This window comes from Sutcliffiella horikoshii (assembly GCF_044809035.1).
Classification (GTDB): domain Bacteria; phylum Bacillota; class Bacilli; order Bacillales; family Bacillaceae_I; genus Sutcliffiella_A; species Sutcliffiella_A horikoshii_G.
The window spans coordinates 4284909-4301680 of the sequence record NZ_CP085237.1; the positions used below are offsets into that span (position 1 = coordinate 4284909).

The 16772-nt window shown below is 42.5% G+C and carries 12 protein-coding genes and 4 tRNA genes; all 16 read right to left on the bottom strand.

Annotated elements, in window-relative coordinates:
• Window positions 1-38: 38 nt before the first annotated feature.
• The 16 genes from LG307_RS21870 to LG307_RS21945 all read right to left on the bottom strand — a co-directional run bounded on the left by LG307_RS21870 (window position 39) and on the right by LG307_RS21945 (window position 16521).
• Window positions 39-1292 (bottom strand): S1C family serine protease, encoded by a 1254-nt coding sequence (locus tag LG307_RS21870; RefSeq protein WP_404446616.1) that lies wholly within the window; start codon window positions 1290-1292, stop codon window positions 39-41.
• A 112-nt stretch (window positions 1293-1404) separates the two neighbouring features.
• Window positions 1405-2199: an MBL fold metallo-hydrolase gene (locus LG307_RS21875; RefSeq protein WP_404446619.1), complete on the bottom strand. Its 795-nt coding sequence runs from the start codon at window positions 2197-2199 to the stop codon at window positions 1405-1407.
• Window positions 2200-2205: 6 nt separating this feature from the next.
• Window positions 2206-2997, bottom strand: coding sequence for a two-component system regulatory protein YycI (locus LG307_RS21880; protein WP_404446622.1), 792 nt, complete (start codon window positions 2995-2997; stop codon window positions 2206-2208).
• Between the two features lies 1 nt (window position 2998).
• A complete protein-coding gene (locus tag LG307_RS21885; RefSeq protein WP_404446625.1) occupies window positions 2999-4321 on the bottom strand; it encodes a YycH family regulatory protein in 1323 nt (440 codons plus the stop codon).
• Entirely contained in the window at window positions 4318-6153 is a 1836-nt protein-coding gene (gene walK / locus LG307_RS21890) for a cell wall metabolism sensor histidine kinase WalK (RefSeq protein WP_404446628.1), read from the bottom strand. Before walK ends, LG307_RS21885 begins: the two co-directional genes overlap by 4 nt.
• Before the next feature lie 5 nt (window positions 6154-6158).
• A complete protein-coding gene (gene yycF, locus LG307_RS21895) occupies window positions 6159-6860 on the bottom strand; it encodes a response regulator YycF (RefSeq protein WP_010197838.1) in 702 nt (233 codons plus the stop codon).
• Between the two features lie 245 nt (window positions 6861-7105).
• On the bottom strand, window positions 7106-8602 hold the full coding sequence (locus LG307_RS21900) for a peptidoglycan DD-metalloendopeptidase family protein (RefSeq protein ID WP_404446631.1): 1497 nt from the start codon (window positions 8600-8602) through the stop codon (window positions 7106-7108).
• A gap of 878 nt (window positions 8603-9480) precedes the next feature.
• Window positions 9481-9553 (bottom strand) — tRNA-Phe (locus LG307_RS21905).
• Window positions 9554-9558: 5 nt separating this feature from the next.
• Window positions 9559-9634, bottom strand: a tRNA-Asp gene (locus LG307_RS21910).
• A gap of 13 nt (window positions 9635-9647) precedes the next feature.
• A tRNA-Glu gene (locus LG307_RS21915) sits at window positions 9648-9722 on the bottom strand.
• 18 nt (window positions 9723-9740) lie between these two features.
• Window positions 9741-9816, bottom strand: a tRNA-Lys gene (locus tag LG307_RS21920).
• A 371-nt stretch (window positions 9817-10187) separates the two neighbouring features.
• A complete protein-coding gene (locus tag LG307_RS21925) occupies window positions 10188-11477 on the bottom strand; it encodes an adenylosuccinate synthase (RefSeq protein ID WP_404446634.1) in 1290 nt (429 codons plus the stop codon).
• 202 nt (window positions 11478-11679) lie between these two features.
• The gene (gene dnaB / locus LG307_RS21930) at window positions 11680-13047 is read right to left on the bottom strand and encodes a replicative DNA helicase (protein WP_010197842.1); all 1368 of its coding nucleotides are present in this window, start codon (window positions 13045-13047) and stop codon (window positions 11680-11682) included.
• 76 nt (window positions 13048-13123) lie between these two features.
• Window positions 13124-13573 carry a 50S ribosomal protein L9 gene (gene rplI / locus LG307_RS21935; protein ID WP_226681702.1) on the bottom strand — a complete coding sequence of 150 codons (450 nt, stop codon included), beginning with the start codon at window positions 13571-13573 and terminating at the stop codon, window positions 13124-13126.
• Window positions 13570-15540, bottom strand: a complete 1971-nt coding sequence (locus tag LG307_RS21940) for a DHH family phosphoesterase (protein WP_404446637.1) — start codon at window positions 15538-15540, stop codon at window positions 13570-13572. The genes rplI and LG307_RS21940 overlap by 4 nt, the downstream gene beginning before the upstream one ends.
• A 33-nt stretch (window positions 15541-15573) precedes the next feature.
• Entirely contained in the window at window positions 15574-16521 is a 948-nt protein-coding gene (locus LG307_RS21945) for a YybS family protein (protein WP_404446640.1), read from the bottom strand.
• Between the last annotated feature and the right edge of the window lie 251 nt (window positions 16522-16772).

A 16772-nucleotide genomic window follows, 5' to 3' on the forward strand; every position in this document is an offset into this window, starting at 1 on the left:
AAAAGAGGAGAGATTTCTATTATCCCTCCCCTTTTTCCTTATTCGCCGGTTGTGTCTTCTGTCAAATCAACGGTCGTTGTTTTTTGATCCTGGCCTCGATAAAATGTAACTTCCATTTTATCGCCGACCTGTTTTTCGTTATAGAGATGTTTGCGCAACTCGATCACATCACGAACCTGTTCCCCGTCCAGCTCCACGATTACATCATACTCTTGCAAACCTGCGTTTGCTGCCGGTGAACCAGGAGCCACTCCTGTAATATAGACGCCTGCACTAACCGCTTTTGGAAGCTTCAATGTCTGCTGCCAGTGGTAACTGGATACATCCGACAACGAGCCGATGCTAACACCAAAATAAGGACGCTTAACCTGACCATATTTCTCGAGATCGTTAATGATTGGAATCGCCGAGTTGACCGGAATGGCTAAACCGATTCCTTCTACCGCAGACTGGGCAATTTTCATCGAGTTGATGCCGATGACTTTCCCTTGAATATTGATTAATGCCCCTCCGCTGTTACCAGGGTTGATGGCAGCATCCGTCTGCATGACATCTGCATGCCAGTCAGGTGTGCCGTCCCTGTTCACATCAACAGGGATGCTTCGGTCTGTTCCAGAGATGATTCCCTGTGTTACAGAACCGGAAAATTGCAATCCTAGTGGATTCCCTATCGCGATAACAGGCTCCCCTGTCCGGACGCTGTCAGAATCACCGAAGTCCGCAACCTTTGTGACCATCTCATCTGCCATGGATAATACAGCAAGATCTGTCAGCGGATCTTCCCCAAGCACTTCTGCAGGCACCCTTGTCCCGTCTACTAGGCTCAATTCGACCTGACCTGCTCCCTCGATAACATGATAGTTCGTCACCACATAGGCTTTCCCGTTTTCTTTCTTATAGATGACCCCAGAGCCTGTCCCTGCTTCTCCTTCTTCGTCTGTTTCCACTTCTGTGTCGTTCCAGAAGGAGGCATTCTGCAGGTTAATGACGCCGACCACTGCTTCTGCAACATTATCAACCGCTTCAGTGACACCTGACGTTACATTAACGGAAACATTACGGATTTCCGCTGACGTCCCGCCGGATTCGGGCTGTTCAAGCAGCTGCTCGCGCTCCTCTACCGCCTGACGCTGACTTCCATCTGGCATACCTCTTCCAGTTAGTCCGGGGAACGCCACCACCAGTAGTAATACGCCAAGTGACAAGGCTACAATTCCAGGGAGAAAATACTTTCCTCTGTTTCCTTTTTGTTTAGAATGTTCGGATGGATCTTGTTTGTCGTAATATCCCATGTTGTCCTTCCTTTCTTTCACGTCTCACGTCGTAACCAATCGTCTCGTACGCCGCTTTGTGTAAAAAGTCCGGAAAAAAGACAAAAAGAAAGGCGCTTTAAGCCTAAGACTTTTACACGAAAGCAAGCGCGGTTGGTTTATTAGGGTCTGTGTCATACAACTCTACTTGTTCTCCCACGATGACTCCTTGAGTGGCAAGTGTTTGCTGGACAGACATCCTCGCTAGATCTTTCATGTTATTATCTTTACTTAAATGCGCCAAATAAATACGCTTCGTTTTGTCTCCCATGACATCTGCCATGGCAAGGGCCGCATCCTCATTGGATACGTGGCCGACATCGCTTAGAATACGGCGTTTGATGCTCCATGGATAGTGTCCCATCTGCAACATCTGAACGTCGTGATTGCTCTCGAAAACATAGGCGTCGGCGTCAGAAATGATGCCTTTCATCCTGTCACTCACATAGCCTGTGTCGGTGATGACGACAACCTTTTTATCGCCATCATGAAAGGAATAGAACATCGGCTCTGCTGCATCGTGGGAAACACCAAATGATTGAACATCCAGTCCCCCGAATGTTTTCACTTGTTCTATCTCAAAATTGAATTTTTGCTCAGTCGGGATGAGGCCGACCAGGCCGTCCATCGCCTTCCATGTCTTTTCGTTGGCATAGATCGGGAGCTTGTACTTTCTCGCAAGCACGCCAAGCCCCTTAATGTGATCGCTATGCTCATGTGTAACTAAGATTCCGGATAGATCTTCTATTTTTCTGCCTATTCCGTTAAACAGTTCTTGCATTTTTTTGCCGCTCAAACCAGCATCAATTAATAAAGAATGCTCCTCTGTTGCGACATAAATTGCATTTCCTGTGCTGCCGCTCGCTAGCACGCTAAAATGCAGGCTCATGTCACTTCACTCCAATGTTCGTATTTCTTTTTTAATGACGGACCCTTCAAATGCGTTGACGAAAAAGTCCTCTTTATCATTCACGACGATATGCCAAGTCGGGATCAACACATGGGAATTCGTATAATCCACCAGGGTGTAATAACCAAGCTTTACATTCCCCACTTCACTTCCCGGCTTCAGGTCTCCAGTGCCATACAGGTTATAAAGTGCATCCAGGACTGGTATAACGTCTTGTTCCACATCCATTTTTTCCAAGTCCACAATATAAGTTTGTTCGTAAGAAATCAATTCGTTCAGGTCGTTCAAATAGGCAACCACCATGGCACTTGAATTGCTGTAAATGTTTTTCCCATCATATTGTTGGAAGAAAATAAGGGTCTTGTTGAGTGGGTTATATCCCCAGAATTCATACTTATCACCAAATAACAATTCTTCTTGAAAAATCGTCTCCAACCTGGTGATCATATTCATTTCAGGCAATGGGATCGGCTCTTCCCAAGTTGCGCTCAGCTTGATTTCGTCTATAATTTCCGCTTTTTGCCCTTGTTCCGTCAACTTTTTCTTATCCTCTTCTGAAAATACATAACTGTTTCCACTGATATAACTTGCTTTGTCCGGTGCTTTCGGCAAGGCGCCATAAGATATTTCATCTACCTTGAACTGCTCTTCCATAGAAGCTTCTGCCAATATTTCTAGCTGATTGCTTTCCCTTTTTTCAAGGATTTGAAAGACAAGGAATATATTGAGGATGAGAAAGGTGATGATGAAAATGGTCTTGGTTCTTCTCCAATCCATTCTACATTCCTCCTTCCAACTCATCACTGACGGTAAAGTTTATTTTGTTCCAGGCGTTGTTCTCCTTGTATACCCAGATTGGATCGATAATATAGACATCTGATTCCCGTCTTAATTCGTATCCGACTCGAATGTCTTGAATATTTCGGAGGCTACTGAAGTTTTCGAGTTCCCTCTTTACTTCTTTTCCAGACGGGATGTTTGTCCCAACCGATTTCCAAGAGAGGAATTCAAAGACGGGCCTTACGTATTCATAAATCTCATTATTTCTCCATGACTGCGATATATCCGCTACACCTTTTTCACTAAAATGGTAGATTGGATAATCCCCGATAAACATGCGGTACACAACATTGTGCTCTATCGTGCTGCTTGTCCAATTGTCCAGTTTAAACCGCTCCGGCTGTCCTGTCCAACCGCTATGTTCGTTCACAAACTCAATTCCCCGCTCAATTACATTAAAGTCCATGGAATTCCCAAGCCCTGTATTCCCAGGGTTCACATAATGTAAGTTGTTATCAGGACGCGAAACACTCATCAAGCTGGAATCATCTCGAAAAACAATGCCATCTGTTACTTGATCCCGTGTTACAATGCTAGGATTTCTAAATAACGCATTTTTGAAATCTTCCGGATTCAACTGTTTCGCATAGTAATACCCTATCCGCATTTTCGGTGCCTGTTCCGGGAAGAACACAAACTGGTTTTCATCGACTTCTTCAAAAATGAACGTTGGTAAGATCTTCGCCGTTTGATAAAACGTTCGAGCTAATTCGTTGGTAGACAAATTACGGACCTTCGCCTGATATACAGTTTTATCTTCATAATGGACCAGATAGATTACTGGTTCACTTCCAAACGTTTCTCCCGAAAAATCAATCAGTATCCGGTTAACAGATACATTCGGAATCTCACTGTCGGTAAATCCCGTTACATACCTAAGTGTTTCCAAAGGGATGTTGGTTGGAAAGACAACCTCCATTTTTTCACTGCCATGCATGAAAGTAAAAAAGTCTTCTTCGGAATAATCGGTTGCGACCTCTATATCAAATAGGCTCCATCTTCCGAATTCTTCCATGAATAAATTAAGATCCGGGAGTTCCTCTGTTCCATGATGAACACCATCAAAATGGTATAACAGTTTGCTAGGTTGAATGAGCTGGCCTATTTCTTTCTTTTCGTTAATTTCCACTTCACTGATGGTACTATCACTTTGATCTATATAATCGAAATCCGGCTGATAGGTCCATAAATTCCAAGTGAGAATCAAGCTTGTCAAAACAAGAATGGTTAATACAAGCGATTTAATATTTTCATATTTCATTCCCAGTCACCTTCTTGTTCTTCCTTGGAAATTGGAAGGGTAAAGTAAATAGTTGTGCCTTTTCCTTCCACACTGGAGGCCCAAATGTCTCCATCATGCGCTTGAATCATTTCTTTTGCGATCGCTAGACCCAGGCCTGTCCCCCCAAGCATTCTTGTTCTTGCTTTGTCCACCCGGTAAAAACGTTCAAAGATCTTGTTGATATCAGATTTAGGTATTCCAACCCCTTGGTCGCTTATGCTGACTAAGATTTGATTAGCCGCTTCTTCAATATCCACGGTAAACGTGATCGTACCACCTTCAGGAGAATACTTCATCGCATTTGAAATAATATTATCTAGCACCTGTGTAATTTTATCTGTGTCGATTGAGACAAAGATTTCTTGATCTGGCATGCTTCTGACAAAGTCCACTTTTTGAGATTTAGACATTTCGAAACGGTCCACGATCCTATTGAAAAATTCTACAAAGTCGACGGCATTTTTATAAAAGTTATAATCTCTTGAATCCATTTTGGATAGTTGCAACAGATCATTTACCAGTCGGATCATCCGCTCTGTCTCCGTTTGCGTAACATCTAAAAATCTAGGTGCAATCTCGTCATCCTTCCATGCGCCATCTGCCAGCGCCTCTAAATAACTTCTCATCGTAGTCAAAGGCGTTCTTAGCTCATGCGACACATTTGCAACAAACTCTCTGCGTTCAAGATCTATCTTTTCTTGCTCGGTAATATCGTGTAAAACGGTAATTAAACCATTGATGAATCCAGTTTCCTTTTGAATGATCGAGTTGCTTGCTCGCAAGATATAGGGCTCTTTTGCTGTACTAAAATCCAGTATCAGAGATTCTTGTTCAGATACGAGCAGATCAAAGGAATGCGTTTCCTCGATTCCAAGCACTTCTACTATCGGTTTATTCAGTACTGTTTCACGTGAAACGTTCAGCATTCCAAGGGCAGGTTCATTGATCAGAATTATCCTGCCTTTTCGGTCTGTCGCAAGGACCCCATCTGTCATATGTGACAAGACAGAGCTCAATTTCCTTCTTTCCCCTTCCGTAGTAGCTTGTGCTTCTTGAAGCTTTTTCGTCAGGTTATTAAAGGATAATGCCAACTGACCGATTTCATCATTTCCATAAATATTAACTTTTCTCGAGAAGTTACCTCTTGCCATTTCAAGCGCTTGCTTTCTCATATCAGACATCGGCCTTGTTATGGTTTGGGCAAGCAATACACCAAGAACCGCTGTTACCGCTAGAGCTATAGTGGTCCCAGTGGCAAAGATGCTATTGATCTGACGCATTTGGGCATAAACCTTCTCCATAGAGGCTTCGAGATAAATGGCACCTATAATATCTTGATTGTTCGACTTGACGGGAGCTGCAATTAGTCTCAGACGATTCTGAGTTTGCGGATCGATGACCGTCTTCTTTGACATCTGTCCTACTACCAATGCACGTTTCACCAGCAACTCTGTCGTCCTTTTCCCAACACTTGACTGATTGTAAGGATTGGAGGTTCCTAGGACCTTGCTTTGATTATTTGTTATGCGAATTTCTTCTATATCTTCCATCGTGACATCCTGTAACACCGTCCGAATATCTTCTTCTATCGTTGGTGTTGTATCATCACGCTGTTTTTTAATTTCCTGCTCAATGCTATAGGCAAGTAAATGAATTCTCTCTTCTAATGATTCATTAAAGTTATTTGTCAGTTGACTTTCGAGCTTGCTGACAAAATAAACCCCAATAATTTGCATTGCAATGAGGATGAGCAATACATAAATTAACACAAATTTAAGATGTATGGACCGAAAAAAACCTACCTTTTTCATGTAAATTATTCCTGCTCAGTTTGTCGCAGGTAATAGCCAACTCCTCTTCTTGTAACAATCCATGTCGGGTGACTTGGGTTATCTTCAATTTTCTCACGAAGGCGGCGTACCGTTACATCCACTGTTCGTACATCTCCGTAATAATCATAGCCCCATACCGTCTGCAGAAGGTGCTCACGCGTCATTACCTGACCGATATGCTTTGCAAGATAGTGCAGCAATTCAAATTCGCGGTGAGTCAGTTCAATCATATCGCCCCTTTTGGTTACCATGTAAGCGTCAGGGTGGATTACTAGGGAACCGATGGCAATCTCTGAAGGCTCTTCCGTATCCGCAGCTTTTTGTTGGTGACGTCGCAAGTTTGCTTTTACTCTGGCAATTAGTTCACGGGTGCTGAAAGGCTTGGTCACATAGTCATCCGCCCCTAGTTCTAATCCCAGTACCTTATCTATCTCCGAATCCTTTGCAGTAAGCATGATAATAGGCATTTCATACTTCTTACGTACTTCCCTGCACACTTCCATTCCGTCTCGCTGAGGCAACATAATATCTAAAAGAATCAAGTCAGGGCGCACTTCCTCCACCTTGTTGACCGCCTCTTCGCCGTCATAGGCACAATACACCTCGTACCCTTCTTTTTGAAGATTAAATTTTAATATATCTGCAATCGGTTTTTCATCGTCTACTACAAGTATTTTCTTTTCCATATGATTTCGCTCCTTCTTGGCTCTATCTATTTCTAACAGTTAGTATGGCTCTTTTCCAAAGATTGTTGACATTTAGCTACTAAAAAGTCGGCATCACGCCGTAATTATATTTAAAAACATTCTACTACTTACTTTACCATGTACAGCGGGGTAGCGCATCTATTAAGAGAAAGCTCCTATACAGTCTTTAAAAACATAAAAACCTCTAGCTAACTTTTCTTTTGCTAGAGGTTTCATGTATGTGTTTAGTTGTTTAAATACTGCATCGGATCTTTCAATTTTCCATCTTGGTACACTTCAAAGTGTAAATGAACACCTGTAGATTGCCCTGTCGTTCCCATGATACCGATTTTTCCGCCACGAGAAACAGTTTGTCCTACTGACACGCTGATAGAATCAAGGTGAGCATAAGTTGTCTTCATCCCGTTTTGGTGATTGATGACAACTTTGTTTCCATAACCGCCGTCCCATCCAGCAGATTCAATGACTCCGTTGTCTGCTGCCTTAATCGTACGGTCGCTTGGACGGGCGATGTCAATTCCTTTATGCATCTTACCCCAACGGTGACCCATTTTACTGGAAATATAACCACCAACTGCTGGCCACGCAAGGGATCCGCTGCCACGGGAAGGAATTACTTTTGTTCCTTTTACTACGATATGCTTAACAGGTTCTTTTAACGTTTCATCATGTGTTACTTCTGTCTTGATCGTTATACCGTTTTCTTTCGTATTGATGGTACGGACATTTTTCTCTCCGTTTTCACCTTGTTGCTTTACTTTCGTTTCTCCCTTTGGAAGTTCTTTATCTTCCACCACTTCTTGCTCGTAAGGGATTTCTTCATTTTTAGATACTTCTTCTTTTACTAAAATACTCAAATAAGGTTTTTTTGCTGAAACATTTAACACCTTGCCAACTTTCAATAAAGAATCCACTGCAATATCAGGATTCATTTGTAAGAGTTCTTCTGAAGTAAGCTCATGTTTCTCTGCAATATCGCCTAAAGAGTCGCCAGCTTGTACTTCATATTTCTCGGCTTGCTTTTTACCTTTTTTGATCAACTCTACTGCTTCTTTTACAGAAACAACTTTTTTAGGATCTACGTCTTTATCACTGTATGAAACTTTTTCTGTGATAGATACGTCTAATACACGAGACTCATTTACTTTCAACTCAGGAAGCTTTACCTCTTGGTTCTTTTGTCTTTCTTCTAAAGCTTTCAGGTCTTTATCAGAAACAAACTCTAACTTAAGAAGTTCCATTACCTTTTCCACTTCTTCTTTGTTTTTAAGGAGTACCACTTCTTCTCCTTCAATTGATAATGCAGAAGCGCTTGCCTTCACTTCAACCTGCTCGATTACTGTGTCAATCGTCTCTTGGTTTTCTGCAGAAGGGCGGAAAACTTTTTCAGGTACAACTGATACTTGCTCCCCAACGGAAAGGTCTAGTTCTTTATGGTTCTTCTGAACAGACTCGACCTTAGCCTCTATCGCTTTGTCCAGCTGATCCTTATTATCGACCGCTCCAACACGCTCGCCATTTAAGTACACATGATATACCGTTCCAAGAAGTGAATTTTCACTAGCATGAACAGCAACTGCACCAAGTGTAATGGTAGAAGCAGCGATCGTCGTGACCATTACTCTTTTTGTAAAAGTGGATAGACGGTTTTTTTGAGATTTATGTTTACTATCTTGTTTTTCGGTGTAAGTACTATATATACGTTTTAATCGGTTCATCATGGTCTTTCTTTCCCCCTGATTTCTTCCCCGTTCTATAAACAGATTTATTTAGGTTATTTAGCCAGCCTAGATTTTTCGTCATAGGACTAACGATACCCATTTAAAATTTTCGACTCTTTTACCATACCATAGGTTTATAAACAAATAGAATAGTAGAACAAAAGATGTAATGTATTTGTATTATTGTTGTCATATTTAGGCGATTTATAGGGTTTTTTCCTTATTTAGGTATAAAACATGGGTAATTTTACATAGTTTTGACGATTGGGTTGGAAGTAGAGGAGAAATTACCCTTTATTGTTACAGAGGGGTAACAAGGAGTGTAGAGTGGCGGAGTGTTTTTATTGGATAGTTGAAGTTGATGGAGTTTTTTGTGGGCTTTTGGCGTTTAGGGTGCTTCTGTTAGACAGATGGCGGGTATTCGGGCGGGCTTTGAGCTTATAGAACGCTTCTATTAGACAGTTGATGAGTTTTCGTAGGAGCTTCGGGCGTTTAGAACGCCTCTATTAGACAGTTGATGGGTTTTCGTGAGGACTTCGGGTGTTTAGAGCGCTTCTATTAGACAGTTGCGGGGTATCCGTACAGGCTTTGGGCTTATAGGGCGCTTCTATTAGACAGTTGCAGGGTATCCGTACAGGCTTTGGGTTTATAGGACGCTTCTATTAGACAGTTAATGAGTTTTCGTGGAGCTTCGGGCGTTTAGAAAGCTTCTATTAGACAAATGATTCCGACAGTAAACGCTTCAAACGCTTCGGGCTTATAGCAAACAATAAAAGTATATAACCAGCTAATTACCGCTTACACCAACCTCACAAACACTCTTTGAGATACAAAAAAACAGCACGCTCATTAACAATAATGAACGCGCTGCTTTGTGATGGCTCGGGACGGAATCGAACCGCCGACACATGGATTTTCAGTCCATTGCTCTACCAACTGAGCTACCGAGCCAAAAATGGCGGTCCCGACCGGGATCGAACCGGCGATCTCCTGCGTGACAGGCAGGCATGTTAACCGCTACACCACGGGACCTAAAAAGTAAAAATGGTGACCCATACGGGATTCGAACCCGTGTTACCGCCGTGAAAGGGCGGTGTCTTAACCGCTTGACCAATGGGCCTTACTAATGTAAATAAAATGGTGTGCCATGAAGGACTCGAACCTTCGACCCTCTGATTAAAAGTCAGATGCTCTACCGACTGAGCTAATGGCACATTCAGAAAATGTTATAACTATTTAAGTACTGCTTTGCATTTACATAGATTCGAGGAAGCTTACTCTGTCGACGCCCTCGTCTCTTCTAGCTTAATCAGGATGTATAATCAACGAGTGCGCTGAAGTTTCGCTTCGCAGCTTATTCAACGTGCTCTACCGACTGAGCTAATGGCACCTAGTATTATCTTCGCCTTATGTAACTCTGAATCTCTTTTGACGACGTTTTTAATAATAGCATACTATTAACAAAACTTGCAATAACTTTTTTAAAAAAATAATAGTTTCCTGAAAAGTCCCCGCAACATCTGTCTAAACCTTAAAAAATAACAAAGCCCCCACAAAGGAGGGCTCCAATAATTTACACTTTTAATTACTTCGCATACACACTGCGTACCACGTTCGTCTGAGAGCGATCTGGCCCTACAGAGAAGATGGACAAAGGAATGCCTGTAAGCTGAGATACGCGCTCAATGTAATGACGAGCGTTCTCTGGAAGTTCACTTAAGCTTCTTACGCCTGTGATGTCTTCTGTCCAGCCTGGCATTTCTTCGTACACCGGCTCACATTCAGCAAGTACTTTCAAACTTGCAGGGAATGCTTCCATCACTTCACCTTTATATTTGTAAGCAACGCAAATTTTAAGGTTTTCAATACCTGTTAAAACGTCGATCGAGTTTAAGGAAAGGTCTGTCATCCCACTTACGCGGCGTGCATGACGAACAACTACACTGTCAAACCAACCTACACGGCGAGGGCGTCCAGTTGTTGTACCATATTCTCTTCCTACTTCACGAATTCGATGACCGATTTCATTATCTAATTCTGTAGGGAATGGACCATCTCCAACACGTGTCGTATATGCTTTTGCAACACCTACAACGTGATCTATTTTAGAAGGACCTACTCCAGAACCGATGGTAACTCCACCAGCTACAGGATTGGAAGATGTTACGAATGGGTAAGTTCCTTGGTCGATATCAAGCATAACCCCTTGAGCACCTTCAAAAAGTACACGGCGGCCATCATCAAGCGCGTCGTTTAGCACAACAGATGTATCTGTTACGTACTTTGCAAATTGTTGCCCATACTCATAGTACTCATCCAGAATGTCTTCTAATTTGAAGCCTTCTGTTTCGTACATTCTTTCTAATAAACGATTCTTCTCCGCTAAGTTGTGTGCAAGCTTTGCTTCGAAAAGTTCGCGGTCAAGCAAGTCAGCGATTCGGATTCCAACGCGCGCTGCTTTGTCCATGTAAGCCGGTCCGATACCTTTTTTCGTTGTACCAATTTTGTTTGCACCTTTACGCTCTTCTTCCACTTCATCTAGCTTCAAATGGTAAGGAAGGATAACGTGAGCACGGTCTGAAATGCGCAGGTTATCTGTGCTCACACCACGGTCATGCAAATATTTTAATTCTTTGATTAATGCTTTAGGATCTACAACCATTCCGTTACCGATTACGCACGTTTTGTCACTATAAAAAATTCCAGAAGGTATTAAGTGTAATTTATAAGTTTCACCGTTAAATTTAATTGTGTGTCCTGCGTTATTACCACCTTGGTAACGCGCAATCAGCTCGGCATTCTCAGAAAGAAAATCGGTAATTTTCCCTTTTCCTTCGTCTCCCCATTGTGTTCCTACTACGACTACTGATGCCATAGTCCGTACACCTCCACTAAATATGTAACTTTTTTTATTCTTTTGAACCAAAGTAAGTTTATCAGCTGCTCACTAGAAAGTCAACCAAAACACGAACGTTACATAAATTTAATATTATATTTGTTCGTAAATAAGGCTGAAAACGGTTAATTACGATCCATAAACTTTAAAAAGGCATCTACATGTCGTAGATGCCTTTTTATTATGCCCCTGGAGGGACGGATTCATCATCAAATCGCCGCTCCAAGTTAACAAATTTATTATATTCTTTTACAAAGGCCAAAGAAACCGTTCCAACTGGACCGTTACGCTGCTTGGCTAGGATGATCTCGATAATATTCTTGTTTTCACTTTCTTTATCGTAATAGTCATCACGATATAGGAAACCAACGATATCGGCATCCTGCTCGATACTTCCTGATTCACGGATATCTGACATCATCGGACGTTTGTCTTGACGTTGCTCTACACCACGGGAGAGCTGGGACAGGGCGATAACAGGGACCTCTAATTCCCTTGCCAGCGCTTTTAGGGAACGGGAAATCTCAGAGACTTCCTGTTGACGGTTCTCCCCGCCACCGCGTCCACTACCCTGGATCAATTGAAGGTAGTCAATCAGAATCATGCCAAGACCGCTTTCCTGTCTCAGACGGCGGCACTTGGATCGTATTTCACTGACGCGGATACCCGGGGTGTCGTCAATGTAAATTCCCGCATTGGACAGACTTCCCATCGCCATGGTCAGCTTGCTCCAATCTTCTGCCGTCAATTGGCCTGTCCTCAAGTTTTGCGCATTGATGTTACCTTCCGCACAGAGCATCCTCATAACAAGCTGCTCGGCACCCATCTCCAGACTGAAGATGGCAACATTCTCTCGTGCCTTTGTTGCAACGTTTTGAGCTATATTCAGCGCAAATGCCGTTTTACCAACGGAAGGACGCGCAGCGATGATAATCAAGTCGTTTCGCTGGAACCCTGCGGTCATTTTGTCCAATTCGGTAAAGCCTGTTTCAATTCCCGTCACTTCCCCTTTACGGTTATGAAGGGTTTCGATATTATCATACGTTTTAACCAGTACATCTTTAATGTTCTGGAAGACACCGGAATTTTTGCGTTGTGATACTTCTAGAATCTGTTTTTCCGCTTCGTTTAATAATCCCGCCACTTCATCTTCCCTGCTGTAACCTTCTTGGGCGATGTTGGTTGCGGTACGGATTAGACGGCGAAGAATAGACTTTTCTTCCACGATCTTTGCGTAGTACTCTATATTGGCTGCAGTTGGCACCGAACCTGCTATATCACTCAGGTAAGATACCCCGCCAACTTCTTCTAAAAGTTTTAAGTTTGCAAGCTCTGATGTGACGGTGACCAGATCGACCGGTTCGCCCCGGTCGGAAAGATTCAGCATGCAGTCATATATCTTTTGATGGGCAGCGCGGTAAAAGTCATCCGGCATGACTAGCTCAGACGCCAATGTCAATGCGGACGGTTCTAAGAAAATAGCCCCGATGACCGCCTGTTCCGCTTCTATATTTTGCGGTGGTATTCTATCTTCAAAAATATCACTCATCCTTGTTCCTCCTTCCAGAAAGCGAATCCTTTATAGTCTTTCATAAAGAAAACCCGGCAAATGCCGAGCACTTTTCTTACTTTTGTTCTGTTACGTGTACTTTCAAGGTTGCTGTAACATCTGTATGCAGCTTTACAGGTACATTTGTATAACCTAGAGCGCGAATGGCATCATTCAATTCCATTTTGCGCTTATCGATCTTTATTTTATGCTTCTTTTGAAGCTCTTCAGCAATTTGTTTGGTTGTGATGCTACCGAATAAACGGCCGCCCTCACCTGCTTTTGTCTGGAATTCAAGTGTAAGCTTTTCCAGTGTTTCTTTTAATTTCTTAGCGTTTTCGACCTCTTGTTCCGCCTCTTTGGCTTCTTTGTTCTTTTGAGCTTCCAATGACTTAAGGTTACCATTTGAAGCTTCCATCGCCAACCCTTGTTTTAGTAGAAAATTATGGGCATACCCATCTGCCACATTTTTCACTTCGCCTTTTTTCCCTTTACCTTTTACATCTTTTAAAAATATTACCCTCATTCCTTGGAACCTCCTTCTAAGTACTCGGTTATTGCTTGTTTCAGTTGTTCTTCTGCTTCATCAATGGTCGTATTCAACTGTGTAGCTGCATTTGTCAGGTGTCCGCCGCCGCCAAGTTTCTCCATGACAACCTGTACGTTGACATCCCCAAGCGACCTTGCACTGATGCTTACCTGTTCCCCGTTTCGGTGAGCGATCACAAATGATGTATTAATGTCGCTCATCGCAAGCAGCGTGTCTGCAGCCTGGGCAATCATCACCTGATCAAAGGACTCTTCCGGGACACCTTTGGCAATAACAACGCCTTCTTGATACAAATACGCACTCTCGATCAATTTGGCACGTTTCACAAAGCGATCTAGGTTTTCTTTTAACAGCTTCTGCACGAGGATAGTATCTGCCCCTTGCGAACGCAAATAGGATGCTGCATCAAAAGTACGGGAACCAGTTCGGACCGTGAAGCTTTTCGTATCTACTATTATACCAGCTAACAGGGCGGTCGCTTCAAGCATTGTGATTTTGATTCGTTTTGGCTGGTATTGCAGAAGCTCTGTTACAAGCTCTGCAGTGGAGGAAGCATAGGGCTCCATGTAAACAAGCAATGGATCCTCTATAAAGTCCTCTCCGCGTCTGTGATGATCGATCACGACCACATTATCCATTTTGTTTAAGAGCTTTTCCTCTATGACAAGAGAAGGCTTGTGTGTATCCACGACCACCAAGAGTGTATCGTTCGTCGCAATTTCCATAGCATCTTCTGGTGAGATGAATTTTTCCCATAGATCACTATGACTTTTCAATTCTTCCAGCAGACGGTGAATGCCAGCATCCATTTCGTTCTGATTAAGGACAATATACGCATCCTTGTGATTGAGTTCCGCCACTTTAGCAATCCCGATGGCCGCTCCAAGCGCGTCCATATCCGGATAGCGATGCCCCATGATGATCACTTTGTCACTTTCGTGAATCAGCTCTTTCAACGCATGGGAGATAACGCGTGCCCGGACACGAGTCCGTTTTTCCATCGGATTGGTTTTTCCGCCATAGAAACGTACTTTTCCATTGGTCTGCTTAATGGCTACCTGGTCGCCACCGCGTCCTAAAGCGAGATCCAGACTTGATTGGGCAAGGTGGCCAAGCTCAGGTAGGGAAGGAACTCCTGTACCAATACCCACGCTTAACGTAAGTGGCATGCTTTGTTTAGCTGTTTGTTCCCGAACCTCATCCAATATAGAAAACTTGGTCTTCTCCAATTGCACGAGGATATGCTCATTTAATACGACAATAAAGCGCTCTGTTGACGTTCTTTTCAAGAAGACACCGTTTTCCATAGACCATTTATTAATAATGGAAGTTACCTGGCTGTTGATCGCACTTTTCGTTTGATCATCCATTCCCTGTGTCACTTCATCATAATTATCTAGAAAAATGATGCCAAGAACCGTTCGCTCGTCTTCATATAATTTCTCGATATGTGTTTGTTCGGTAATGTCAAAAAAGTAAATAAGTCGTTCTGCTTTCTTGATCACCACTTTATATTTCCTATCATGCAAAGGAATCGTTTCCGTTTCAATATCCTGCTTTAAAAGAGGAATCAAGTTTTCTCCGACATCATATAACGACCTGCCTACAAGGGTTTCCTCATGAAAACAGGAAGCGAGAAAAGGATTGGTCCATTCGATTTGATAATCGTCGTTATATAGCATGATACCAATCGGCATTTCCATTAATGCTTCTTCCCCGACCTTTTTTAACCGGTATGAAAGGGTGGAAATGTACGTTTCCATTTCCTTTTTAGCCTTTTGTTCCACTTTGATGTAAAGATATACAACCAAGCCTAGGAGCAGAAAGCTGACAATCCCTATTTGCCATTGGAAAAACACGATTATCCCGAGTTGAATCAATGCGATTACAAACAATAAATAAACGGGATAACGCAAATTCAGTTTTTCGAAATAATTAGGCATGTTTGTTCAGCTCCTAATTAATAGTTTAGCTCATTATTTTCCTTGATTATTTCTCTGTAATCTTTCTCTTAATTGAAAACCGATATCTATTATTCCTATCATTCTTATTATATAGACCAAAGGAGTGATTAGGAAGGATAAAATTAGCAGCGTAATCGGGATCGCTTTTGAAATCTTTTTTAAATGACAATAAAAGAAAATGAATGAAAACCCTTGAACCGTCATTAACAGCATTAAAATGAAGGAAAGGTTAAGGACCACCATAAATAAAGTTGTCCCTTCTTGCGGAGACATCATCGATAATATCAAAACAATAAGATAGTACCACAACAAGCTCTTTGGAAGCACCAATTCCCGAAATGGAGGGAACGGCACAACTTGTATTTTCAGTCTTTTTAAAATAAAAAATGTGATGAGCTGCGAGAAATATGCGTGCACAAACGAGATCAATACGAACATAGTCGGTAATAGGTAGCTAGTATAGCCCAGGGCTTTCTCGAACTCTTCTACCGTTTCCTTTGCGTTCTCCTGCCCGAGGGAGGTAGCAATCGCTTCGGATGCTTGTATTGACTCTTTAATCATCTCTTGCGTTACTTCTAAAACATCAATATTAAAAAGTACGATTGCCACCACGTATGCCAATATATAGTTAAGCAAAAACACCCCTGTAGCAGCACCTAAAATCGCATAGCGACTTGCATTCTTTTGTATAAGATGGCCCATCGCCAGTCCGGCGGTACTCGCTGGTATGCTAAACGCTAAAGCAACCGGTGATCCAATCAGAACACTGAGCACCCCGGCAATCACGATTAGCCATACTCCTTGCTTCCAACCGTTTCTCGCTGTATAGACGACAAATGGTACAACGAGAGCGAGTAAGGTGACCAATCCTATAAAAGGTATAAAGAGTGTCATGAGAAGGAGCAGGACATAGATACCGAGCAATGCTGCACCTTCTGTAATATGTTTTGTTTCTTTCACAGCATAAACCTCCATGAACGCTTAGTTACACAATATGTATAGTTTATCCTTAAGATTCTATTACAATCAAATGTTATGTGATGGACGTATCGCATAACTCCCTGTTATCCTTCGTTCCAGGTGTTCACTTTCCGCGGGACGGTGCTTGAGCCTCCTCGGCTTCGCCTGTGGGGTCTCAAGCTACCGTTATCCCCCGCAGGAGTCTCACACCCTCCACTTCGGACAACAGGGTAGAATTTGTTATACCTAAG